Raw genomic sequence first — 21,557 nt, 5'->3', positions numbered from 1 at the left:
GCTGTTCCCGTGAGTGACGCAACCCCCGGCGCGAGTGACCAAACCCCACCGGAGAGCGCGGGCCGCCGACTGGCCAAGCATCTGGCCCTCTATACGGTCGCCCGGCTCGGCCTGGTCGTGCTTCTCGCCGCGATCATCATGGGCGTCGCGGCCATTGTGAACGTGGACCTCCCACTCATCATCGCCGCACTGTTCGCGCTGCTCATCGCGATGCCACTGTCGATGGCGCTGTTCAAAAAGCTTCGGACACAGGTGAACAAGGACATCGCCGCCGTGGACGCGAAGCGGCGTAAGGACCGGGAGCAGCTCATGACGCGACTGCGAGGCGAAGACAAGTGAAACGCTGCGATCGCTCGGCGCCCCGCGACTGGGTCGACAATGCGGTCCGGCTGATCGACGCCGACGCCCAGCGCAGCGCCGATACCCATCTGCTGCGCTATCCGCTGCCCGCCGACTGGGGTGTGCAGCTGTATCTCAAGGACGAATCCACCCATATCACCGGCAGTCTCAAACACCGCCTGGCGAGATCACTGTTCCTGTACGCCATTTGCAACGGCTGGGTCACCGAGGGCACCACCGTGGTGGAGGCATCCTCCGGTTCGACCGCCATCAGCGAGGCGTATTTCGCGAAACTGCTGGGCCTGGACTTCGTGGCGGTCATGCCCGCCACCACCTCGCCGGAGAAGATCGCGCTCATCGAGGCGCAGGGCGGGCGCAGCCACCTGGTCGAGAAGGGCCCCGAGATCTATACCGAGGCAGCGCGTTTGGCGCGCGAATGCAACGGCCACTACATGGACCAGTTCACGCATGCCGAGCGGGCGACGGACTGGCGGGGCAATAACAATATCGCCGAATCGATCTTCCAGCAGCTGGCCCTGGAGACGCATCCGGTGCCGGAGTGGATCGTGGTGGGCGCGGGTACCGGCGGTACCAGCGCGACCATCGGCCGCTATATCCGGTATCGGCGGCACGCCACCAAACTGGCTGTGGTGGATCCGGAGAATTCGGCCTTCTACGGCGGTTACGAGCTGTCGGACGCGGGCTATCAGACCGGCATGCCGTCCCGGATCGAGGGTATCGGCCGCCCGCGGGTGGAGCCGTCCTTCGTCGGCCAGGTCGTCGACTGCATGATCGAGGTGCCCGACGCGGGCTCGATCGCCGCCGCGCGGCATGCCGGCGGGGTGCTCGGCCGTCGGGTCGGTGGGTCCACCGGCACCAATCTGTGGGGTGCGTTTGCCCTGATTGCCGACATGATCGCCGCGGGGCGCAGCGGCAGTGTGGTCACCCTGCTGTGTGACGGCGGGGACCGTTATGCCGGAACCTATTTCAATGACGAGTGGGTTGCCGGTCAGGGGCTGACCCTGGACGAACCGACCGCGATCATCGATCGATTCATCACCACCGGTACTTGGTCCGGCTAGTTTGCGCACCGCACAGGGGTCGGCTGAGAAGGGTTGATCACCCTTCCTATTGTTTGCCGCTGATTTGCTGAAACGGCTGAGTGGGTGTTGGCTCGCGAAGTGAAGCATTCATATTCGGTCGCCCGTCAGGTCTCTTTGCGGTCTCGCCCGTGTTAATGGCCCTTGACGCTCGCGGCTTCTCCCGCATGACTGGACGGGTGACCGCCAGCGGTTGATCGACCCCCGCGCCGACCATGAGCATCCACGACTGCAGGGTCGAGGAGGTGCGCCAGAAATTCACGCGCAGCTCGGTGATGGCAAGGGTTTTCGGATCACGAACCAGCTTCGTGCGGTCGCGTCGGTCACTCGCGACGAAGTCATTGCGCCACAGGGGCTCGAACTCCGGACTGGCCGTGCAGTTCTCGATGATCTGCTCGGTCTGCTCGTCCGGTCCCTGTCGCGCCAGCAGCATGCGGAACATGCCGACGGCCTGCTGTGCCTCGCCCTGCCAGTCGACCAGGACGGTTCGCGCCACCGGATTGAGCAGCAGCCATTCTAGGTAATTGCGGCCGGGATCGAGTTGTGGGAACGCCTCGGCGTGCGCGGTATTGACGGCCAGGATGTTCATGGTTCCGGACATGTACGCCGCGATCTTGGGGTTCAGAAGCTCCAGGTACTCGAGATCGTTGGCGGTGGGGTGATCCGGTTCGGCGCGTGGGAACGGCCCTTCGGCCAAGGTCAGGCAATACTCGTACTCGACGGGCTGTAATTGCAATGCGGTGCCGAGGGATTCGATGACCCGGCGGGAGGGGTTCGCGCCGCCCTCGATCTTGGTCAGGTAGGGCGCCGATAGGTTGGCCAGCCAGGCCAATTGTGGGCGAGTGAGGTTCGCTGCCGTCCGGCGCTGGCGAATGTACTCGCCGAACGTTGGCACTCCATTCATTACTTAGGGTGACCTTACTTGTATAACCGTCTGGTACACACGCGGTTGCCGAGTGATACCCCCACGGGTAGGGCGATGAGGGGTGCGCGGTATCCCGTTCTGCTCCAATAGTTTGAAACAACAACAATTCAGGAGTCGAGTTGGGGCAGCAACCGGGACTGGTGGCTGACGTCAATGTGACGGTCGGGTCGTGGGTCATGGCCGCCGGACGAACTGAGGTCACCCGACCGCAGCGGGTGGTGACCGCCGGCGGGGTCGTGAACGCCTGGGAGCCCGCCGCATTCGGGCTCTACGAGGACCGCGACGGCGATATCTGGGAGAAAGAAGAGCGCGGCTGGCGGCTGCGCCTGCAGGGCGGCGTCGAGGTCGAACCCGAGGCGGTGTGGGGCTGGGTGGACGGGCATGTGTGCGATTACGCGCCGTTCGTGCCGTGGAGCTGAACCGCTGAACTGAACCTTCTTCGCCGCAAGCGAACCCGAATTCCGATTGTGTCAATTTTCGTTGACACGCTCAGGGTGTCAACGTAAATTGACGCTCATGAGTGAAGCAACGACTCTGGCGGCCGCCGCCGGCAGCCCCGACCCGCAGGTCGGGCTCCGCGCGGTCCTCGCCCTGCGTCGGCTGCTCGAACGACTCGAAGCCATCCAGGTCGGCAATGCCCGCAAGCAGGGCTGGTCCTGGCAGGCCATCGCGGACTCGCTCGAGGTCAGCCGGCAGGCGGTCCACCAGAAGTACAACCGGAAGGGCGGTATCCGCTGATGTTCGAACGATTCGACCAGGCGGCCAAATACGCGATCGTCATCGCACAGGAGGAGGCGCGCGAATTGCGTTCGCCGAGAATCGAAATGGAGCATGTGCTGCTCGGGCTGCTGGTCTCCCCGGATACCGGTTTGAAGCAGCTACTCGCCGACCGCGGCTATACCGCCGACACGGTACGAGAGGCTTTGATGCACAAGCGAACCACCGAGCCGCTCGGTGAAGAGGACGCGCAAGCGCTGCGCTCCATCGGGATCGACCTGGATGCCGTGCGCGAAAGCCTCGAAGCCACCTTCGGCGAGGACGCGCTCGATCGCGCCGTCCCCGCGGACGAACCCCGGCGCGGGCGGTTCCGGAGCAGCCGCGGCATGGACTTCGGGCACATCCGATTCGACCCGGACACCAAGAAGGTGCTGGAACTGTCACTGCGCGAAGCGATTTCCCGCGGCGACGACCGCATCGAGGCCGGACACCTCCTGCTCGGCATCCTGCGCGCGCCCAATGCCACCACCCGGCGGCTGCTCGGCGACGAGACCGCCACCCGCACACTCCGCACCGCGGTCGGCGACTATCTCGACCGCGCGGCCTGAGGGCGGGCTCCAAAGGTACGAACGCGTGTGAAGATCACCGCCGGAGGCGTTCGCGCCCTACGATCGGGGCATGACGCTCCTGCTACGTCTGCTGATCAACGGTGTGGCCATTTGGCTCGCGTCCGTATGGGTCGGTGGAATCGAGATCCACGGTCCCGCCGACCCCGCCACGACCACCGACAAGCTCATTGTGATCGCCGTGATCACGGTGATCTTCACAATCGTGAACGCGCTGGTGAAGCCCCTGGTGAAACTGCTGTCACTGCCTTTGGTGGTGCTGACGCTCGGGCTTTTCCTGCTGGTCGTCAACGCACTCATGCTGTGGCTGACCTCGAAGATCACCGAGCACACGGACTACCAGCTGCATGTCAACGGATTCTGGGCCGCGATCTGGGGCGCCATCATCATCACTCTGGTGAACTGGGTGCTCGGGATTCTCGTCCCCGACGAGGACTGAGCTCAGCCGAAGGTCAGTGCCAATCCGCTGCCGACCGACCAGATCAACATCGCCAAACCCGTACCGGCAAGGGCGGGAATGAGTTCCGGCCCGTTCTTCCCGGTGCGGACCGGCTCATTGGCCTTGACGGCGAGCGGCAATGCCAGCAGGCCGACCAGCGCCCACGGGGTGCGTGCGGCCAATGTCAGGGTGGCCAGGAACGGGACCGCCAGCAGCACGACATGCAGTGTGCGCGTACGGGTATCGCCCAGGCGCACCGCGAGAGTGGTCTTACCGCTGACCGAATCGGTCGGAATATCGCGCAGGTTATTGGTGACCAGCACCGCGCTGGAGAACGCGCCCACCGCGACCGCACAGGCCAGTCCGGCCCAGTCGACCCGCCCGGCCTGCACGAACTGGGTGCCCAGCACCGCGACCAGGCCGAAGAACACGAACACCGCGATCTCACCGAAACCGCTGTAGCCGTACGGGTTCCGGCCGCCGGTGTAGAACCAGGCCCCGGCCAGGCAGGCCGCGCCCACCAGCAGCAGCCACCAGGCGCTGGTCACGACCAGAATCAGGCCGAGCACCGCACCCAGTGCGAGACAGCCGATGGCGGCATTGCGCACCGCGCCCGGGCTCGCCAATTTCGAACCGACCAGGCGCAGCGGCCCGACCCGATCGTCATCGGTGCCGCGAATACCGTCGGAGTAATCGTTGGCGTAGTTCACGCCGATAATCAGGGACAGCGAAAGCAGCAGGCACAGCACCGCTTTCCACCACACCGCGCCATCGATCGAGGCGGCGGCCCCCGTGCCCGCCAGGACCGGAGCGATCGCATTCGGCAGAGTGCGCGGCCGAGCGCCCTCGATCCACTGTGCTGCAGTAGCCATGTATCGCAGCCTAGTGCGAGGGTTCCGGCAGTACCCGCCGGTGTGGTGGCCGCTACCCGCTCACCCTTCGGCGGCGGCCTTCAACTGGGCCAGGCCCTTCTCGAAATCCTTGCCGACCATGCGATCCATCGGCAGCACCTTGGCCATGAGCGCCATCATGCCGGTGCGCTCACCGGTCATGCGCCAGCTCACCGCGGTGCCCTCGGGCTGTGCGATGAATTCGAAGGTCACCTGATTGGTGTTCTTGATCGGCTTCTCGAAGTTCAACCGGATGCCGATGGCCTGCGAGGTGGCGGAGGTGATCTCCATATCGCCACGCCCGGCCTTGCGGTTGCCACTCCAGAAATACCTGGCGCCGATACCCCGATCGGCACCACTGTAGGTGCGTTCCATGGTCGGATCCAGACCCTCCCACGGCGACCACTGCTGCCACTGGTGGAAGTCGTCGACGAGCGCTTGGATCCGGGCGGGATCGGCCTTGATGACCGTGTCCCGCACGATGTCGAATTCGGTCATGATCGCCAGCGTAGGCGACCGCACCGACCGATCCCGTGAATCACGCACCCCCGGCGGCACTCACCTAGGATTGGCGAGGAATGTTTTCGGAAACAGGCAGTTCTAGCAGCGCCGGTACCGCCCGGCGAGCCCCCGCGGGCGACGCGGTTCTTCTGGCCCTGCTGGGCGAGGTCGCGGTACGCCGCGACGGTGGCCTCGCACCCGTACCCGGTGCCCGGGCGCGCCTACTGGTCGCCGCCCTCGCCACCCACCCCGGGCGCAGTCGCAGCGCCCAGGCCCTCATCGACGACGTCTGGGGCGAGGATCCGCCGCGCGCGCCCATGAACGCCCTGCACACCCAGGTCTCCCGGCTGCGCTCCACCCTGCCCGAGGGCGCGCTGGAGATCGGCCCAGCCGGATATCGCCTGGTCCTGCGCCCGGACCAGGTCGACCTGACCTTGGCTCAGCAGCTGGAAACCCGAGCGCGACAAGCGCATACCAGCGGCGATGACGCGGCCTGCCTGGCCTCGATCGACGAGGCGCGCGCCCTGTGGCGCGGCGATCCAGCCGCCGATCTACCGCCCGGCTCGGTCGCCGACGAACTCACCGAACTCGCCACGGCCCGCCGACAAGCCCTGGACACCCTCGAACTCGAGGCCCGCGAAACCATCGGTGACCTGCCGGGCGCACTCACCCTGGCCCGCGCCGCGGCCGCCGCCCAGCCCTTCGACGAGCCCGCGCACGCCACCCTGATGCGACTGCTCGCGGCCGCCGGCCGCGGCAATGAGGCTCTGGATGTGTTCGCCTCCTTCCGAACCCGCCTTGTCGACCAACTCGGCGCGGACCCGGGTCCGGCCCTCACCGCCATGAACACTGCACTGCTGCGTGGCGAACCGCTCCCGGGTTCCCGGCCGACCGGACCGAATCGCGATGGCCATCCCGCTGTGGTGGATCATTCGGCCACGACGAATTCCGATGCGGGATACGGGGACCACCAACCGTCGACCCTGCGCGAATTCCCGTACAGCACCGACGGATCGGCTACCGGGCGGGGCGCGGCGCTTACCGAACCCTCGACGTGGTCGGGTCCGACCACCGCGGGGCGCTTGTCGCAGCTGACGGCCGCGGCGAGTTATGCGGTGTCCTCGCGTGGCGAGGCTGCGGAAGTCGTCGGCGCGGCGATCGGATTGCGAGCCGCACCGAATCCGCTGCTCGGGCGGGAGGCGGATATCGATGCGCTGGAAGGGCTTTTGCATGGGTCGCGGGTGACCACGGTGCTCGGGCCGGGCGGGACCGGCAAGACCCGGGTGGCCAATGAACTGGGTGCGCGGGTGGCGCACGAGCGGACGGTGGCCCTGGTCGAATTGGCTTCGCTACGGGCCGATCCGGCGGGGGATGCGGAGACGCGGGCCGAGATCGAGGCGGCCATCGCGGGCACCCTCGGGGTGGGCGAGTTCAGCCGGGACTCGAACATTCTGCGCGCGAACCGCAACCGGGATCTGGGACGGCGGCTGCGGGAGGCGCTGTCCTCGCGGCCGATGCTGCTGATTCTGGACAATTGCGAACATCTGGTGGACGCGGTGGCCGAGCTGGTCGCCGATCTGGTGGGCTCCAGTGATCAGCTCACGGTGCTCGCCACGAGCCGCGCGCCACTGCAGATCACCGCCGAAACGGTATACCCTTTGCCGCCCTTGACCATCGACGCACACGGCTCCCCGGCCACCGAATTGTTCACCGCGCGGGCCCGCGCGGTACGGCCGTCGGTGCGACTGGACCCCGAGGCGGTGGCCCGGCTCTGCCGCACCCTGGACGGGCTGCCGCTGGCCATCGAACTCGCGGCGGCGCGCACCCGCACCATGAGCGTGGAGGAGATCGAGTCCCGGCTCGATCACCGGTTCGCGCTGCTGCGCAGCGGGGACCGCAGCTCACCGGAGCGGCATCGCACGCTGCACGCGGTGATCGAGTGGAGCTGGAACCTCCTCGATGGTGAACAGCGCACCGCCTTGCGCCGACTGTGCCGATTCCCGGCGGGCTTCACCCTCGCCGCTGCCGAGGTGGTGCTCGCCGGGGACGAAATCGCCGATGCCGCAACGGCTGTGGACGGCCTGGTCGGCCAATCCCTGCTCACCGTGCTGGAGTCGGACGACTCCGAGTACGACGGCACCCGCTATCGGATGCTGGAGACCGTCCGCGAATTCGGTGAGGAGCAGCTCGTCGCGACCGGCGAGTCCGACCGGGTAATGGATCGGATGGCCTGCTGGGCAAGGGAATTCGCGATCGACGCGATGCGGCGCTATCACACCGAAGACCAGGTGTCGGTGGTGCTCGGTGTCGCCGCCGAGGTCGACAATCTGAGCGCGGTGCTGCGGTACGCCGTCGACGGCCGCGACAGCGCCACCTCGCACGCGGTGTACCCGGTTCTGGCGCTGCTATGGGTGATGCGCGGGCACCACCTGGAGTTGATGTCCTGGACCAGCCGCATCGCGGCCATTCCCCTGCGCACCGGCCCGATCGGTGTCGAAGAGGCCGACCTGCAGATGTTCGGTCAGCTCATTCTGGGTCTGCACCTGATGTACCTGGGTGGCGGCACCCGCGAGTTGGTGCGCGCCCGCGCCCGAATCAGGCGGCTGGTGCGCGATGGGGTGGAACTGAGTCCGGCCTTCCGTTTCCTCGGCGAGACGGCCGCACTCCGGGTGGACAGCCGCAAACTGGCGCGCAAGCTCAATGACGGCGTGTACTCCGAGGACGCGCGCACCCGGGTGGCGGCGCTGCTGTTGCGCGCCAATGCCCGGGAGAACTCCGGTGACGTACACGGCTCCATTCGAGATGCGGTGCGCGCCTTGGAATCCGGTGGGCAGAACGATCTCTGGGGCACCGCCATGGTGTGCCAGCATCTCGGCGGGATGTACGGGCAGTCCGCGCGTTACGGCCGATCCGTGGAGTACTACCGGCGCACCGCCGAACTGTTCATCAAGCTGCAAGCCTATGAGGAGAGCATCGAGATCCGGAGTTATCTCGCCGTCTCGCTGGTGGGTATCGGGCAGATCGACCAGGCGCGCAAGGAACTGGTGCCGCTGCTGTCGGGTGTAGGCGTCGATCCCGCCGATCTGCGCACCACAGTGCAGCCCAACCATCGGCGTGCCACCGTGACCTCCGGATTGGCGGAGATCGAACTGGCCGAGGGCGATATCGACACCGGACTGGCCCGCTACTTGCAGTCACTGGCATTGCTGGCCTGGCCGACCGGTACGGCCGCGCCCGGCCCGGGCGATCTGATGACGGCCTCGGCGGTGATCGACGCGCATGTGTTGCACGGCCGGGCCGACTCGATGGCCGAATTGGTCGATCAGCTGGTCGAATCGGCGGTGCCGAAGCTCGGGCAGTACTGGGATCTGCCGCAGATCGGTGCGGTGGCCACTGCGGTCGGGAGCTATCTGCTCGCCATCGAGGGCGGTTCCGGCCGGGCGGTGGAATTGTTCGCGCTCGCGCCGAAAGTGTTTGCCCGGCAGGATTATCCGTCCATGCGCTGGCAGCGGCACCTGGAGTTCCATCAGCCCGCGGTGGGTGCGGAGCGGTTGGCGGCGGCGGTCCGGGCCGTGGCGCACTTCAATCGCCGGACCGCGCCGCCGCGCATTATGGAGCTGCTGAACGAAGTAGCCGCCAGCCCACCAGAGCCAGTGCCGCCGCACCGATGATCAGCAGCACGGTGGTTTCGGAGACGGTCTGACCGGGGCGTTGCACCATTGCCTCCCAATGGAATTCGGTATCCGCACCGAGCAGGCCCGGCAGGGCCGAGCAGCACGGCAAAATGCCCGCCCACCGTGGATTCGGTGGACGGGCATGAAGTGGAATTCGCTCAGGCGTGGCGCATGTACGCGCGCAGTGCGAGCGGGGCGAAGACGATGATCACCACGACGCCGCCGATCAGCGACCATGCCAGGTTGGCGGTGACACCGGTGCCGTTCATGAGTTCGCGGGCCGTATTGCACATGTAGTAGACCGGATTGGCCTTGTTGATGCCCTGCAGCCAGCCCGGCATCTTGTCGACCGGAGCGAAGGTGCCGCCCATGAAGGTCAGCGGGAACATGATCATCATGGAGATGCCCTGCACCGCGGCCGCGCTCTTACCGGTGACGCCGACCAGCGCCCAGATCCAGCTGATGGCGAAGGAGCAGAACACCACGACCAGTCCGGCCAGGACGACTCCGGTCACGCCGCCCTCGGGCCGGTAACCGAGCGCGAGGCCGACCAGAATGGTGAGTGTGGTCGCCAGACCGTAGCGCACCATATCCGCGAGCAGGGCGCCCGCGAGTGCCGAAATACGGGCAATGGGAAGGGATTTGAAGCGGTCGAAGACGCCCTTGTCCATATCCTCACGCAGCTGCGTGCCGGTGGCGACCGAGGTCAGCACCACGGTCTGCACGAGGATGCCGGGGATCAGCAGGGGCAGGTACGCCGAGACGCTGCCGCCGATGGAGCCGCCGAAGATGAAGGCGAACAGGGCGGTGAACAGGATCGGCTGCACGGTGACATCGAACAGCTGTTCCGGATTGTGCCGGATCTTGAGCAGGCCGCGATAGGCCATGGTCAGCGAATTCTGCGCAGTCTTCTTCAGACTGATGTGATTGCTGACCTCGGGAATGGGGGCCGGGGCGACGGCCGCGTGCTTGGCGGGGGCGGTGAGTGTGGTGGTCATGCCGCGCTCTTTTCGGTATCGATGGTGTCGTCCTCGGCGCCGTGTCCGGTAAGTGCGAAGAACACCTCGTCCAGGCTGGGCTTGCTGACGTTGATCTCCTCGACCCGAATATCGTGCTCGCGCAACCGGATCAGGATGTCGGTGGTGATGGCGGGATCGGGCAGCGGTGCGGTGATGCGACCCGCCTCCGGGGAGACGGTGGCCTCGACGGTCTTGCCCGCGCCGCGGGACAGGTACTCCGAGACCAGGGCGCGCGCCTCCTCGATGCGCCCGCGGTCCTCGAGGGTGAGCTGCAGGGCGGACAGCCCGACCGAACCCTTCAACTCGTCCGAGGTGCCGTCGGCGATGACCTTGCCGCGGTCGATGACCGCGATCCGGTCGGCCAGTTGATCGGCCTCGTCCAGGTACTGGGTGGTGAGCAGCACCGTCGAGCCCTCGCGGACCAGGCGGCGGATGGTCTCCCACATCTGGGCGCGGGTGCGCGGATCCAGACCGGTGGTCGGCTCGTCCAGGAACAGCAGCGGGGGAGTGGAGATCAGGCTGGCGGCCAGATCCAGGCGGCGGCGCATGCCGCCGGAGAAGTTCTCCAGGGCCTTGTTGGCGGCCTCCTGGAGTCCGAACTCCTCCAGCAGTTCGGCCGACTTGCGGCGGGCATCGGTCTTGGAGAGGCCGAGCAGCCGCGAGAAGATCACCAGATTCTCTGTGGCGGTGAGCTTTTCGTCGACCGAGGCGTACTGACCGGTCACGCCGATCAGGGACCGCACCGCGGTGGGTTCGGTCAGCACATCGCGGCCGAAGATGCGGGCGCTGCCGCCGTCGGGCTTCAAGAGGGTGGCGAGCATACGGATGGTGGTGGTCTTCCCGGCGCCGTTCGGGCCGAGTACGCCGTACACCGCGCCGCGCGGAACCGCCAGGCTCACGCCGTCGACAGCCCGCTGCTCCCCGAAAATCTTGACCAGGTCATTCGCCTCGATGGCGAGTGCCTCAGCAGGTGTGTATGAAGTCATGACACACACTCTGCGGACCAGCCCTTACACCACCCTTGCACCGCTATTGCGCGATCACGCAAGCCGCGCTTGCAGGGGCCTTGCGACCCCGCCCGCGCCGGATGACGAAGGCGGATCCGCCGGATGGATCAGTTGCGGGAGGTCGACTGGAGGTATTCGCGCAATGCTGCCCGGTCGGGCTTGCCGGGGCCGCGCAGTGGGAGTTCTTGCAGGACAGCGAGTTCGCGGGGCGCGGCGATGGCGTCGAGTTCGGCGGCCACATGCTCGCGGAGTTCTTCGAGGGTGGGGGCAGTAGCGCCGGGCGCCGTCACTATGGCGGTGACCACGCGCTGGCCCAGCCGTGCGTCGGGGAGGCCCAGCACGACGCATTCGGAGATGGCGGGGTGGGTGATCAGGACGGCCTCGACGACCTGGGGCAGGACCAGCAGGCCGCCGGTCATGATGGCCTCGTCGAGGCGGCCGGTGACGGTGAGGACGCCGTCGTCGTAGCTGCCCGCGTCCTCGGTGCGGAACCAGCCGGGTTCGGCGAAGGCGGGATGCTCGGGTTGATTGCGGTAGCCGTTGGCGAGCATGGCCCCGCCGAGCAGTACGCGACCGTTCTCGATGCGAACTTCGGTGCCGTCCAAGGGAATTCCCTCGTAGACGCAGCCACCGCAGGTCTCACTCATACCGTAGGTGCGGAAGACCGTGATGCCCGCGGCGCGCGCGCGTTCCAGGACCGGTTTCGGGGTGGCCGCGCCGCCGATGAGTACGGCATCCAATTCGGCCAGGGCGGCGGTCGCGGCCGGTTCGTCGAGGACCTTGATCAGCTGGGTCGGCACCAGCGAGGTGTATCGGCGCGGTCCGCGCATGCCTCCGATGGCGGCGGCCAGGCCCTCGGGCAGGAAGCCGTCCGAGACGTCGAGCACGGCCGGTTCGGTGCCGGCTTGAATGCTGCGCAGCAGCACCTGGATGCCCGCGATGTGATGCGTCGGCAGCGCCAGCAGCCACTGTCCGGGTCCGCCGAGGCGTTCGTGCGTGGCCTCGCCGCTGGCGCGCAGTGCGGCCGCGGAGAGCATGGCCCCCTTGGGGATTCCGGTGGTGCCCGAGGTGGTGACGACCAGGGCCACCGACTCGTCGATTTCCTCGCCGGGTCGCAGACTGCTGCTGAGGCGTTGCGCTTCGCGGCGGTCGGCGGTGGGTATGGGCAGCCAGGTGGGGCCGTTGCCCTCGAGGGCTTCCCGTAGGTGCGGCAATACGTCGCCTACCGATGCACCGGTGGGCATGGGCAGGGTGCGGAGGGTATTGCTCACGTTCGCGATCGTGTCATGTCGTGGGGTGGCCGTGCACCTGTGGGGGTCCGCGGCCGGGGGTCGATGGTGGTCGGTCGGTCGGTCAGTCGGACGTCGGTGTCGCCAGCGGCCATCCACCGGCTGCCAGCCGGGAGGCCACTCGAGCGATATCGTCCTCGCCGGGTTGCTCCTTGGCAACTCGGGAAATGGCGGCCTCGATCTCGGTGCGTTCGATCTCACCGGTGGCGACGCGCTCGCGGACGAGCTCCTCCACCACCAGCTGCACCTCGTAATCGGTGAGCCGCCGGTGCAGGACCGCGAGCAGCGCCACGTAGTCCGATTGCGGAATGCCCTGCGGATACCCGGCTTTGAGCCAGTCCAGGACTTTCTGCAGCACATTCGAGTGCGGCGCGGTGCGTGCCGTCTCGGGGTTCGGCTGTTCCGGAGTGGTCACCAGCGTGCCTTTCTGTCCCGTGGCGTCAGGCGCCGAGCAGATGGATGCCGAGCCGGGTGGCGAGGAAGCCGCGTGCGATGAACAGCACACCGGCCACCACCGCGATCATGACCACGGCGAAGCAGAGCGCGGAGACCGCGACGGCCACGGTCCGCGCGGAACCGGTGGCGCCGTCGTCGATCCGGGCGCGATAGCGGATACCGAGCGCGAACACGACGGGCAGTCCGGCCCCGAAGACCAAGGCGGCCAGGGTGACCCGCCACAGATCGCTGATATTGGACAGGAAGGTGTGCACGGCGTCGCTCCTATCCGATTCCATTGCCGACGGTGTGGTCATCGCTGCGCGCCGGGCCGGGCGCGGCGGTGTGCTCGTCCTGCCAGTCGGCATTCACATTGTGCGAATTGACCGGAGCCCGCTTGGAACGCCGCCAGATCAGCGTGGCCATGGCGATCAGCAACGCGAAAACGACCAGTACGCCGGCGGTACCGCCGATGGCGTGCAGAATGCCCCAGCAGATCGCTCCGACCACACCGGCCAGCGGCAGCGTCAGCACCCATGCCACCACCATGCGGCCGAGCACACCCCAGCGCACCTCCGCGCCGGGCCGTCCGATACCCGAACCCAGAATGGATCCGGTCACCGTCTGTGTGGTGGAGAGCGGCAGACCGAAGTGCGCCGAGGTGAGAATGATCGCGGCACTGGTGGATTCGGCCGCGAAACCCTGCGGCGGCGCGATATCGACCAGGCCCTTGCCGAGCGTGCGAATAATGCGCCAGCCACCCAGGCAGGTGCCCAGCGCGATGGCGACAGCGCAGGACACGATCACCCACAACGGCAGCGGATCGCTGGCCTCGGCGGAGCCGTGCGCGATGAGCGCCAGGAAGATGATGCCCATGGTCTTCTGCGCGTCATTGGTGCCGTGCGCGAGCGAGACCAGGGAGGCGGAACCGATCTGGCCCCAGCGGAATCCGTTCTCCACGGTCTTGCCATTGCTGCGGCTGGTGATCCGGTACACCGCCCAGGAGCCGAGCGCGGCGACCAGCGCGGCCACGATGGGCGCGGCCAATGCCGGAATGATGATCTTGGCGAGCACGCCCTTGCTGCCCGATGCCCAGATCACCCCGTCCCAGCCGAGCGCGGCGATGGTGGCGCCGATCAGACCGCCGAACAGCGCGTGCGAGGAACTCGACGGCAAACCCAACAGCCAGGTGAACAGATTCCACAGAATGCCGCCGACCAGACCGGCGAAGACAATGTCGAGCAGGGCACGCCCACTCACCTCGGAGAGGTCGACAATGCCCTCGGCGACGGTCGCGGCGACCGCGACGCTGAGGAACGCGCCTACGAGATTGAGCCCGCCGGAAAGGAGTACGGCTGTTCGCGGGGGGAGCGCACCGGTGGCGATCGAGGTGGCCATCGCGTTCGCGGTGTCGTGGAATCCGTTGGTGAAGTCGAATACCAGGGCCGTGAGAACAACGATCAGCAGAACGAGCAGTTCGGCAGACACGCCGTCCAGTTTGCGGTACGGAGTTCACGCTGTGTTAACCGGTGCCCCCGACGCGCCTCACAGCTACTCCCGTGCTAAGGCTTTCGGCTGTCGCGCCGGATCGGGTGGTCCGCTGGAATCTGCACCAGCACGATCGGCACGTCATCGGGATCGCGCACCCACATTTCGATCAGACCCCACGGTTCGCGAGTCGGTCCGCGATCGATGACGACTCCGCGCATGGCGAGCTCGGCAGCAGCGTCCGCACAGTCGCGCACCTGTAGCCAGATCGCCCCCGCGAACCCCGCCGGCCCCTCCCCGCGCCCATGCCCCGCGACCTCGAGCAAAGACTGCCCCGCGAAGAAGACCGTGCCCCCTGGATACTCCCGGGCAATCGCCAATCCCAACGTGTCCCGATAGAACTCCAACGTCCGCTGATAGTCGACCGGCCGCAGGATCAGGCGACTGCTCAAGATCTCCATGACTTCAGGGTGTCAGAAGTAGTACGGGTACGGAGACCAGTCCGGGTCACGCTTCTGCAGGAACGAGTCGCGGCCTTCGACGGCCTCGTCGGTCATGTAGGCGAGGCGGGTGGCCTCACCGGCGAACAGCTGCTGACCGACCAGTCCGTCATCGCTCAGGTTGAACGCGTACTTGAGCATGCGGATCGCCTGCGGGGACTTGCCGAGGATTTCGGCGGTCCACTCCAGGGCCACGTTCTCCAGTTCGGCGTGCTCCACGACCGCGTTGACCGCGCCCATGAAGTGCATCTCCTCGGCGGTGTACGGCCGGCCCAGGAAGAAGATCTCGCGAGCGCGCTTCTGCCCCACCATCTTCGCGAGGTAGGCGCTGCCGTAGCCACCGTCGAAGGAGCCCACATCGGCATCGGTCTGCTTGAACTTCGCATGCTCACGGCTGGCCAGGGTGAGGTCGCAGGTGACGTGCAGGCTGTGCCCGCCGCCCGCCGCCCAGCCGTTCACCAGCGCGATGACGACCTTCGGCATGAACCGGATGAGCCGCTGCACCTCGAGAATGTGCAGTCGCCCCGCGCGCGCCGGATCGACGGTATCCGCGGTCTCGCCCTCGGCGTACTGGTAGCCGCTGCGCCCGCGAATCCGCTGATCGCCACCCGAGCAGAACGCCCAGCCACCGTCTTTGGGGCTCGGGCCGTTCCCGGTCAGCAGGACCGCACCCACATCGGAGGTCATGCGCGCGTGATCGAGGGCGCGGTACAACTCGTCGACGGTGTGCGGGCGGAAGGCATTGCGTACTTCGGGGCGGTCGAAGGCGATTCGAACCGTGCCCTGTTCGACATGCCGGTGGTAGGTGATGTCGGTGAGGTCCTTGAATCCCGGGACGGGCTGCCACAGCGCTTCATTGAAGGTCACAGCCAAAACATAGCGCTAGCCGCCTCCCCGAGACTTCGGGCGGCAGCCTGGGTGCCGCGACATCTGTGCACCGCGGTGGCAGCTGGGCACACCGCAAGTTCTGGGCGTACCCCGGGAGTTACCCCTGGCGGCGCGAGATCAGATCTCGCCTCCGGATACGCCATTACCAGGCGGATATGCAGCGAACTTCGATTCTGGGTGCGCGAGATGGTCGAGCGACCGGGTTAACATCGCGAAACTGAAACGCTGCCAACCGATTGCGGCTGCTTTACAGTGCAGTTGCTGCCCAGGCAGCAAAGGCCTATCGGCATCGTGTGCGTGGGGAACACGATGCGTATAGTTCCATGCGCTCGTTCATCGAAAAACTATCCGGAGGAACCTGAAAGTGGTTGCAGCACTGTCTGAATCCCTGCTCGATGACGCCAAGCGTCCGGCCTTCCTGGCCGACGCCAAAGAGGTCCTGGATGCTGAGGTGTCGGACAAGGGCGGCGCGTCGGGACTTGCCGTGAAGGGCGGCTACGCCGCGGTGAAGAAGGTCAGCCCGACCATCGTCGGCGATGCGCTGGAGTCCTTCATCCCGAAGTTCGTGGCTTCGCTCGAGCCGTTCTGGTCCGAGTACCAGGCGTCCGGCGCCGGTTCGTTCGCGGACCTGCTGGTCTCCAAGCAGGATGAGGTCTCCGAGGCGCTGCTCTCGGTCACCGACGAGCGTGCCTCGGCGTCTTCGCGTCCCGCGCTGACCAAGGTCTACAACTCCATGCGGTCTTCGGCGAAGAAGCATGTGGGAGAGGCGCTTCCGCGCGTCGGTGCGCTGATCCAGCGTCACGCTGGTTGATCAACTGACCGGTCCGCGGCCCATAACGGGCCGCGGGCTGCATCCTTGGCCTCCGCTTCGCTCCGGCGGGTTCGTGGCCCTGTGAGCTCGGTTCTTCACTCCCTCCGGGCACTCCTTCGTCGCACCCTCCGGTCGCTCCAGAACCGAGCCGGGCCACGAACTGGCTGGATTCAGCCTGCGGCCTTACCAACTCGCCAGTAACCGGTGAATGTGATGTCCGCCTTGGGGATTTCGCGGTCCTGTGTCAGGTGCCGCCGCACTCCCGCCGTCAGTTTCTGTTCGCCCGCGAGGAAGCCGTAGATGCTCTTCGCCGGCAGTTCCGCGCGGCGCACCGCATCGGTGACCAGTACGCCCGTCGGGGCTTGCGGGTCGGTGCGGACCAGCCAATTCACCTGCACGCCTTCGGGTTCGCCCAGCTCCTGCCGGTCCTCGGGGTGCGAGATCTCCAGGTACGCGGCGCCTTCGAGCGTGCGCGGCGCGGACCGCAGAATGCCGGCGATACCGGGGACCGCGCTCTCGTCACCCACCAGTAGCGACCATTCGGTGTGGTCGGGGGCCTGGTAGGTGATGCCCTCGTCCAGCAGCCCCACCTTGTCGCCGGGGGTCGCGCCGGTCGCCCAGGCCGAGGCCGGGCTGTCATCCCCGTGTGAGTAGAAGTCGATATCGATCTCGGCGGTGCTGCCGAATTCGCCGAAGCCCGCGGCGCGGTAATCGCGCACCGTGTAATTGCGCACCAGCGGCCGGTGCTCCTTGCCCATCATGAGGTACTGCGCGTACCAGCCCAGGCTGCTCGCGGAGGTGGGGAGCTTCAGGCTGCCGTCCTTGCCGGGCAGGAAGAGCCGGAACCACTGGTCGAACCCCATGGCGGTGAAGCCCGCCAGCCCGTCCCCACCCAGCGTGACGCGCACGAAATTGGGGCTGATCCGTTTGCTCGCCAGTACCCGGGCGCTGCGGATCTCCCGATGTTCGGGCTTGACGTATTTGGGTCGCTTCGACATTGGCTTAGGTTAGCAAAGCCTAACTTTACGAACCGGATGTGAGCGGGCTGACGCAGCGCGAATATCGACTGTCTGAGAGGCTGGGAGGGTGAACCCTTCGACAGCACAGGCGCACGTCGTCGTCGACGAACTCGCGCGCGGCGGTGTGCGAGACGTGGTCCTGTGCCCGGGATCGCGAAATGCCCCACTGGCCTTCGCATTACAGGCCGCCGACGCCGCCGGGCGGATCCGCCTGCATATGCGCATCGACGAACGCAGCGCCGGATTCCTGGCCATCGGTCTCACCGCGTCCAGCGGCCGGCCCGTTCCGGTGGTCATGACCTCCGGGACCGCGGTCGCCAATCTCGGCCCCGCCGTACTCGAAGCCAATTACGCGCGCATGCCTCTGATCGTGCTCAGCGCGAACCGGCCGTACGACATGCTCGGCACCGGCGCCAATCAGACCGTCGAACAGTTCGGTCTTTTCGGCAGTCAGGTCCGCGCCACCATCAGCCTCGGCCTCGCCGAGACCGAGCCCGGCGCAGACCTCTACCCCAGCCAGAACAGTGTCTGGCGCTCGGCCGTCTGCCGCGTGCTGGCCGCCGCGCGTGGCACCCGCTCCGGTAATGCCGGGCCCGTGCACTTCGACATCCCGCTGCGCGAACCCCTGGTCCCCGATATGGCCGCCGGGGATCCGCTCCCTCCCGGCCGCCCCGGCGACCGCCCTTGGACCGCAACGCAATACGCGACCCTGGACGTCCCCCTCGATATCGACCTGAGCCAGGACACGGTGGTCATCTCCGGCCACGGCGCGGGCCACCGTCCCGAACTCGCCGCCCTGCCCACGGTCGCCGAACCCACCGCCCCCATGCACGGCCCGCCGCTGCATCCGTTGGCGCTGGGCCTGCTGAAACCGAAACAGGCCATCATCACGGGCCGCCCCACCCTGCACCGCCAGGTCTCCAACATCCTCGCGGACCCCGAGGTAACCGTCTACGCGCTGACCACCGGCCCCCGCTGGCCCGATGTCTCCGGCAATGTGGTCGGCACCGGCACCCGCGCCGTCACCTACGGCAAGCCGCGCACCGAATGGCTCGACCAATGCCGTGACCTGAACGAAAAAGCCGTCGCGGTGGTTCGAGCCGAACTGGCAGGTCACCCCAAACCCACCGGCCTGCACGTGGCCGCCGTAGTAATGGACGCCCTCCGCGAGGGCGATCAACTCCTGCTCGGCGCCTCCAACCCGGTCCGCGACTCGGCCCTGGTCTCGCACCCCCGCCCCGGCATCCGAGTCCTCTCCAACCGCGGCGTAGCCGGAATCGACGGCACGGTCTCCGCGGCGGTAGGCGCGGCCCTGACCCACCCCGGCCGGACGATAGCCCTCATGGGCGACCTGACCTTCCTGCACGACGCTTCCGGCCTGCTCGTAGGCCCCGGCGAACCCCGCCCCGAAGACCTCACCATCGTGGTGGCCAACGACGACGGCGGCGGCATCTTCGAACTCCTGGAACAGGGCGACCCCCAATACGCGGGCGTCTTCGAACGAGTCTTCGGCACCCCCCACGGTATGGACCTCGCTGCCCTCTGCGCCGCCTACCGGGTCCCGCACCGCCAACTCGATCCGACGGAACTCGCTGTGGCCCTTACCGAGAACGCCCACGGCATCCGAGTTCTGGAGGTGGCCACCGAACGCTCCAGCCTCCGAGAACTCCACGCCACCGTCCGCGCGGGCATAGCCAACTGATCAGTATCCGGTGGCGCCGTCCTCGTAATCGTCGTCCAGCGGGACGGGGATCGACTGCTCGACGAGGTCGCCCTCGTCGGCCGTCCATCCGCTGTTCCCTGAGGTGAGTGGGGTGAGTTCGGAATCGGCCTCCAGCAAGGTGTCCGCCAGTACATCCTTGTCCGGATAGGCGTCCGCGTCCGGATAGGCGGCGTCGCCGGGAAATGCGGTTGTGTGCTGCTCGACGAAGTCGGCCTCGGGCACATCATCAATACGCTCGGTCATCGGATGCTCCTCTCCTCCGTATCGGCAGAGCCGGGTGAAGTCGGGCACTACCGAGGATGCTCCGGAATGCCCGGCTCGGCAACCGGGTCGTCCGAGGCGGTCGGCCGGCGGGTGGTGGCGGGGAGTACGGCCAACGGGCCGTGGTCATTGCGGTGATGGGGGCTCGGGGTCGGAGGGGGCGGTGAGGCGGGTGTGCAGGCGGTCGCGGACCTGATCGGGGGTGTAGGCGCGGCGTTTGCGTTCGGAGCGGACTATGACCACGCCGGTCGCGGCTACACCTGCGGCACCGGCCAGGCCCAATATCTTCCAGAGGCGCATGGGCTTAGGGTAGTTGGCGTGTCACGTGGAGCGCTTGGAAGTGTCGGGTTGGACGAAGCGGTGGAGCTGACCCGGACCGGGGATTTATGGCTGTTTCGCGGGCATTCGGGGGCGGATCGGGCGATTCGGGGATTGACCAACAGTCCGGTGAATCATGTGGGGATGGCGATCGTCATCGACGATCTGCCCGCGCTCATGTGGCATGCCGAGCTCGGGCGGGCGCTGCCGGATGTCTGGTCGGGGAATCATCATCGGGGAGCGCAGCTGCATGATCTGCGGGCCGCGGTGCTGCGGTGGTCGCGGGAGTACGGGCAGCAGGGGTGGCTGCGGCAATTGGATCGGCCGGTGACGCGCGAGATGGAGGATGCGGCGTTGCGGGTGGTCGCGCGGCTGGACGGTATGCCGTTTCCGTCCACCAGCGCGCTGGCGGGGCGATGGGTGCGGGGCCGGGTGCCGCTGCCGAAGCGGTTGAAGCAGGCCGAGTCCGAGCAGGCCGGGCTGGAGAACGCGTACTGCGCGGAGATCGTCGCCATGACCTATCAGGGCATGGGTTTACTGCCCGCCAAACGTCCGAATTGGTATGACCCGGGCCGATTTTGGAGTGGTGACAAACTGCAATTGGAGCAGGGGTATCACCTCGGCGGGGAAATTGTGGTGGAGATGTCCGGCGCGGTCGCATAGCGCCGCCGGAAACGGCCTGAACTGGCGTTATGGCACGAGGCGGGCGATATCGCTAACCTCGTGATCGGGACAATTGCGGCGGTTCACCGATCTCGTCACCTGGGGAATTGTCGCGCTGTCACCAATTTGGATCTGGATTGGATTCGAAAGGTACCGCACGACAACTGATTTGGAGTCCTCGTGGGAATGGAATCGCGTAGTGTGCCGGAAGCCGTTCAACCAACGCTCGATACGCCGCATGGCGGTTCCAGTCCCTGGTATGAGGGCTCGCTGTGGTGGGATGCGAAGTCCGTGCTGGTGACCAGGTCCGTCGGGCCGGGGACGATGGCCACCACACCGCATCTGGTGGTGCCCGCCGAGTTCGGCCGGCTGGCCTTCCTGTTGTCCTCCTATGGTGCGGAGGCGCAGCAATTGGCCGACGACAGCCGGGTGGTGATTCAGTCGGGAGACTGGCGTGGGCGACCCGCGCTCGGATCGCGGCAACATTATGGAATCGCCCGGGTTGTCGGTGACGCCCAGTTGGCCGCACGCATGCAGGACGGCATGCGGATCAAATACGGTGCGCGAACCACATTGGCGCGCATGGCACATCGCTTCGCCAACGGCTCCATCCCCTACGGTGACCTGGTCGCCCTGGTGGACCTGCTACCCCAGCAGCCGCTGATGCTCACCCGCTGACACCGCCTACTCCCCATCGAGCGGCCCTTTGTCCGCGGGATGTTCCACCAGCGCCAGCACCCGGCTCGAGATGAACCGGGCGGTGCGCACGGCCGTACCCGTCCGCGTCACCTCACTGACTTCGACCACCCCGCGGGCAATCCGCACTTCTACCCGACGACCCGCTCGGCTGGCTATCACTTCGTAATTCCGGGAACCGTCGCCGGTATCGACGACAATCTCCACGCGATCACCCTTCATCTATCGA

Annotated in this window: 26 protein-coding genes; 11 read left to right on the top strand and 15 right to left on the bottom strand. The window is 66.9% G+C overall.

What is annotated here, in order from left to right:
* The first annotated feature begins 9 nt into the window (after positions 1-9).
* Together GFY24_RS06485 and GFY24_RS06480 are read left to right on the top strand one after the other, a co-directional pair.
* Complete coding sequence (locus GFY24_RS06485; RefSeq protein WP_309230533.1) at positions 10-339, top strand: DUF4229 domain-containing protein; 330 nt, start codon at positions 10-12, stop codon at positions 337-339.
* Complete coding sequence (locus GFY24_RS06480) at positions 336-1,421, top strand: PLP-dependent cysteine synthase family protein (protein WP_309230532.1); 1,086 nt, start codon at positions 336-338, stop codon at positions 1,419-1,421. The genes GFY24_RS06485 and GFY24_RS06480 overlap by 4 nt, the downstream gene beginning before the upstream one ends.
* Positions 1,422-1,467: 46 nt before the next feature.
* Here the strand turns inward: GFY24_RS06480 and GFY24_RS06475 are convergent, their stop codons facing one another.
* A complete protein-coding gene (locus GFY24_RS06475) occupies positions 1,468-2,343 on the bottom strand; it encodes a helix-turn-helix domain-containing protein (protein ID WP_153804002.1) in 876 nt (291 codons plus the stop codon).
* Positions 2,344-2,483: 140 nt separating this feature from the next.
* Here GFY24_RS06475 and GFY24_RS06470 point away from each other — a divergent pair, with 140 nt between their 5' ends.
* The 4 genes from GFY24_RS06470 (at position 2,484) to GFY24_RS06455 (ending at position 4,146) form a co-directional block, all read left to right on the top strand.
* Entirely contained in the window at positions 2,484-2,783 is a 300-nt protein-coding gene (locus GFY24_RS06470) for a hypothetical protein (RefSeq protein ID WP_153804001.1), read from the top strand.
* A gap of 97 nt (positions 2,784-2,880) precedes the next feature.
* Positions 2,881-3,102, top strand: coding sequence for a helix-turn-helix domain-containing protein (locus tag GFY24_RS06465; protein ID WP_153804000.1), 222 nt, complete (start codon positions 2,881-2,883; stop codon positions 3,100-3,102).
* A complete protein-coding gene (locus tag GFY24_RS06460) occupies positions 3,102-3,689 on the top strand; it encodes a Clp protease N-terminal domain-containing protein (protein WP_153803999.1) in 588 nt (195 codons plus the stop codon). Before GFY24_RS06465 ends, GFY24_RS06460 begins: the two co-directional genes overlap by 1 nt.
* A 70-nt stretch (positions 3,690-3,759) precedes the next feature.
* A complete protein-coding gene (locus GFY24_RS06455; RefSeq protein ID WP_153803998.1) occupies positions 3,760-4,146 on the top strand; it encodes a phage holin family protein in 387 nt (128 codons plus the stop codon).
* Between the two features lie 2 nt (positions 4,147-4,148).
* Here GFY24_RS06455 and GFY24_RS06450 read toward each other — a convergent pair whose 3' ends face one another.
* Positions 4,149-5,018, bottom strand: a complete 870-nt coding sequence (locus GFY24_RS06450) for a 1,4-dihydroxy-2-naphthoate polyprenyltransferase (protein WP_153803997.1) — start codon at positions 5,016-5,018, stop codon at positions 4,149-4,151.
* A gap of 60 nt (positions 5,019-5,078) precedes the next feature.
* Positions 5,079-5,534 (bottom strand): SRPBCC family protein, encoded by a 456-nt coding sequence (locus GFY24_RS06445; protein WP_153803996.1) that lies wholly within the window; start codon positions 5,532-5,534, stop codon positions 5,079-5,081.
* Positions 5,535-5,614: 80 nt separating this feature from the next.
* Between GFY24_RS06445 and GFY24_RS06440 the strand changes: the two genes are divergently transcribed.
* Positions 5,615-9,208 (top strand): BTAD domain-containing putative transcriptional regulator, encoded by a 3,594-nt coding sequence (locus GFY24_RS06440; RefSeq protein WP_228566018.1) that lies wholly within the window; start codon positions 5,615-5,617, stop codon positions 9,206-9,208.
* A 161-nt stretch (positions 9,209-9,369) separates the two neighbouring features.
* Here the strand turns inward: GFY24_RS06440 and GFY24_RS06435 are convergent, their stop codons facing one another.
* The 8 genes from GFY24_RS06435 to GFY24_RS06400 all read right to left on the bottom strand — a co-directional run bounded on the left by GFY24_RS06435 (position 9,370) and on the right by GFY24_RS06400 (position 15,816).
* Positions 9,370-10,209, bottom strand: coding sequence for an ABC transporter permease (locus tag GFY24_RS06435; RefSeq protein WP_153803995.1), 840 nt, complete (start codon positions 10,207-10,209; stop codon positions 9,370-9,372).
* Positions 10,206-11,216 carry an ATP-binding cassette domain-containing protein gene (locus tag GFY24_RS06430; protein WP_153803994.1) on the bottom strand — a complete coding sequence of 337 codons (1,011 nt, stop codon included), beginning with the start codon at positions 11,214-11,216 and terminating at the stop codon, positions 10,206-10,208. The genes GFY24_RS06435 and GFY24_RS06430 overlap by 4 nt, the downstream gene beginning before the upstream one ends.
* Before the next feature lie 128 nt (positions 11,217-11,344).
* Positions 11,345-12,481 carry an o-succinylbenzoate--CoA ligase gene (gene menE, locus GFY24_RS06425; protein ID WP_153804222.1) on the bottom strand — a complete coding sequence of 379 codons (1,137 nt, stop codon included), beginning with the start codon at positions 12,479-12,481 and terminating at the stop codon, positions 11,345-11,347.
* Between the two features lie 109 nt (positions 12,482-12,590).
* Positions 12,591-12,941: a DUF3349 domain-containing protein gene (locus GFY24_RS06420; protein ID WP_309230531.1), complete on the bottom strand. Its 351-nt coding sequence runs from the start codon at positions 12,939-12,941 to the stop codon at positions 12,591-12,593.
* Positions 12,942-12,966: 25 nt separating this feature from the next.
* Entirely contained in the window at positions 12,967-13,260 is a 294-nt protein-coding gene (locus GFY24_RS06415) for a hypothetical protein (protein WP_153803993.1), read from the bottom strand.
* A complete protein-coding gene (locus tag GFY24_RS06410) occupies positions 13,247-14,449 on the bottom strand; it encodes an anion permease (protein WP_309230530.1) in 1,203 nt (400 codons plus the stop codon). Before GFY24_RS06410 ends, GFY24_RS06415 begins: the two co-directional genes overlap by 14 nt.
* Positions 14,450-14,523: 74 nt before the next feature.
* On the bottom strand, positions 14,524-14,910 hold the full coding sequence (locus GFY24_RS06405) for a VOC family protein (protein ID WP_153803992.1): 387 nt from the start codon (positions 14,908-14,910) through the stop codon (positions 14,524-14,526).
* Between the two features lie 12 nt (positions 14,911-14,922).
* Positions 14,923-15,816 (bottom strand): 1,4-dihydroxy-2-naphthoyl-CoA synthase, encoded by an 894-nt coding sequence (locus GFY24_RS06400; RefSeq protein ID WP_309230529.1) that lies wholly within the window; start codon positions 15,814-15,816, stop codon positions 14,923-14,925.
* A gap of 385 nt (positions 15,817-16,201) precedes the next feature.
* Here GFY24_RS06400 and GFY24_RS06395 point away from each other — a divergent pair, with 385 nt between their 5' ends.
* Positions 16,202-16,648 carry a DUF6918 family protein gene (locus tag GFY24_RS06395; RefSeq protein ID WP_309230528.1) on the top strand — a complete coding sequence of 149 codons (447 nt, stop codon included), beginning with the start codon at positions 16,202-16,204 and terminating at the stop codon, positions 16,646-16,648.
* Between the two features lie 170 nt (positions 16,649-16,818).
* Here the strand turns inward: GFY24_RS06395 and GFY24_RS06390 are convergent, their stop codons facing one another.
* A complete protein-coding gene (locus GFY24_RS06390) occupies positions 16,819-17,646 on the bottom strand; it encodes a siderophore-interacting protein (protein WP_153803989.1) in 828 nt (275 codons plus the stop codon).
* A gap of 88 nt (positions 17,647-17,734) precedes the next feature.
* On the opposite strand from GFY24_RS06390, the gene menD reads away from it, so the two are divergent.
* Positions 17,735-19,369, top strand: a complete 1,635-nt coding sequence (gene menD, locus GFY24_RS06385) for a 2-succinyl-5-enolpyruvyl-6-hydroxy-3-cyclohexene-1-carboxylic-acid synthase (RefSeq protein ID WP_309230527.1) — start codon at positions 17,735-17,737, stop codon at positions 19,367-19,369.
* On the opposite strand, the gene GFY24_RS06380 is transcribed toward menD, so the two are convergent.
* Positions 19,370-19,633 (bottom strand): hypothetical protein, encoded by a 264-nt coding sequence (locus tag GFY24_RS06380; protein WP_153803988.1) that lies wholly within the window; start codon positions 19,631-19,633, stop codon positions 19,370-19,372.
* Positions 19,634-19,777: 144 nt separating this feature from the next.
* Positions 19,778-19,951 carry a hypothetical protein gene (locus GFY24_RS41010; RefSeq protein WP_194852762.1) on the bottom strand — a complete coding sequence of 58 codons (174 nt, stop codon included), beginning with the start codon at positions 19,949-19,951 and terminating at the stop codon, positions 19,778-19,780.
* A gap of 18 nt (positions 19,952-19,969) precedes the next feature.
* On the opposite strand from GFY24_RS41010, the gene GFY24_RS06375 reads away from it, so the two are divergent.
* Both GFY24_RS06375 and GFY24_RS06370 read left to right on the top strand, forming a co-directional pair.
* On the top strand, positions 19,970-20,632 hold the full coding sequence (locus GFY24_RS06375) for a hypothetical protein (protein WP_309230526.1): 663 nt from the start codon (positions 19,970-19,972) through the stop codon (positions 20,630-20,632).
* Between the two features lie 186 nt (positions 20,633-20,818).
* Complete coding sequence (locus GFY24_RS06370; RefSeq protein WP_153803987.1) at positions 20,819-21,310, top strand: hypothetical protein; 492 nt, start codon at positions 20,819-20,821, stop codon at positions 21,308-21,310.
* A gap of 6 nt (positions 21,311-21,316) precedes the next feature.
* Here the strand turns inward: GFY24_RS06370 and GFY24_RS06365 are convergent, their stop codons facing one another.
* On the bottom strand, positions 21,317-21,550 hold the full coding sequence (locus GFY24_RS06365) for a hypothetical protein (RefSeq protein WP_153803986.1): 234 nt from the start codon (positions 21,548-21,550) through the stop codon (positions 21,317-21,319).
* Positions 21,551-21,557 lie beyond the last annotated feature (7 nt).

It is taken from the genome of Nocardia sp. SYP-A9097, from assembly GCF_009649815.1.
Taxonomy (GTDB): domain Bacteria; phylum Actinomycetota; class Actinomycetes; order Mycobacteriales; family Mycobacteriaceae; genus Nocardia.
This window is presented reverse-complemented; position numbering and strand designations above follow the sequence as displayed.

Bases quoted from the DNA above. Each gene is read 5' to 3' on its own strand.
- GFY24_RS06465 (WP_153804000.1), top strand. From the start codon at position 2,881: ATGAGTGAAGCAACGACTCTGGCGGCCGCCGCCGGCAGCCCCGACCCG.
- GFY24_RS06380 (WP_153803988.1), bottom strand. From the start codon at position 19,633: ATGACCGAGCGTATTGATGATGTGCCCGAGGCCGACTTCGTCGAGCAG.
- GFY24_RS06415 (WP_153803993.1), bottom strand. From the start codon at position 13,260: ATGGAATCGGATAGGAGCGACGCCGTGCACACCTTCCTGTCCAATATC.
- GFY24_RS06450 (WP_153803997.1), bottom strand. From the start codon at position 5,018: ATGGCTACTGCAGCACAGTGGATCGAGGGCGCTCGGCCGCGCACTCTG.
- menE (WP_153804222.1), bottom strand. From the start codon at position 12,481: ATGCCCACCGGTGCATCGGTAGGCGACGTATTGCCGCACCTACGGGAA.
- GFY24_RS06440 (WP_228566018.1), top strand. From the start codon at position 5,615: ATGTTTTCGGAAACAGGCAGTTCTAGCAGCGCCGGTACCGCCCGGCGA.
- GFY24_RS06405 (WP_153803992.1), bottom strand. From the start codon at position 14,910: ATGGAGATCTTGAGCAGTCGCCTGATCCTGCGGCCGGTCGACTATCAG.
- GFY24_RS06435 (WP_153803995.1), bottom strand. From the start codon at position 10,209: ATGACCACCACACTCACCGCCCCCGCCAAGCACGCGGCCGTCGCCCCG.
- GFY24_RS06365 (WP_153803986.1), bottom strand. From the start codon at position 21,550: ATGAAGGGTGATCGCGTGGAGATTGTCGTCGATACCGGCGACGGTTCC.
- GFY24_RS41010 (WP_194852762.1), bottom strand. From the start codon at position 19,951: ATGCGCCTCTGGAAGATATTGGGCCTGGCCGGTGCCGCAGGTGTAGCC.
- GFY24_RS06455 (WP_153803998.1), top strand. From the start codon at position 3,760: ATGACGCTCCTGCTACGTCTGCTGATCAACGGTGTGGCCATTTGGCTC.
- GFY24_RS06430 (WP_153803994.1), bottom strand. From the start codon at position 11,216: ATGACTTCATACACACCTGCTGAGGCACTCGCCATCGAGGCGAATGAC.
- GFY24_RS06460 (WP_153803999.1), top strand. From the start codon at position 3,102: ATGTTCGAACGATTCGACCAGGCGGCCAAATACGCGATCGTCATCGCA.
- GFY24_RS06390 (WP_153803989.1), bottom strand. From the start codon at position 17,646: ATGTCGAAGCGACCCAAATACGTCAAGCCCGAACATCGGGAGATCCGC.
- GFY24_RS06475 (WP_153804002.1), bottom strand. From the start codon at position 2,343: ATGAATGGAGTGCCAACGTTCGGCGAGTACATTCGCCAGCGCCGGACG.
- GFY24_RS06370 (WP_153803987.1), top strand. From the start codon at position 20,819: ATGGAATCGCGTAGTGTGCCGGAAGCCGTTCAACCAACGCTCGATACG.
- GFY24_RS06445 (WP_153803996.1), bottom strand. From the start codon at position 5,534: ATGACCGAATTCGACATCGTGCGGGACACGGTCATCAAGGCCGATCCC.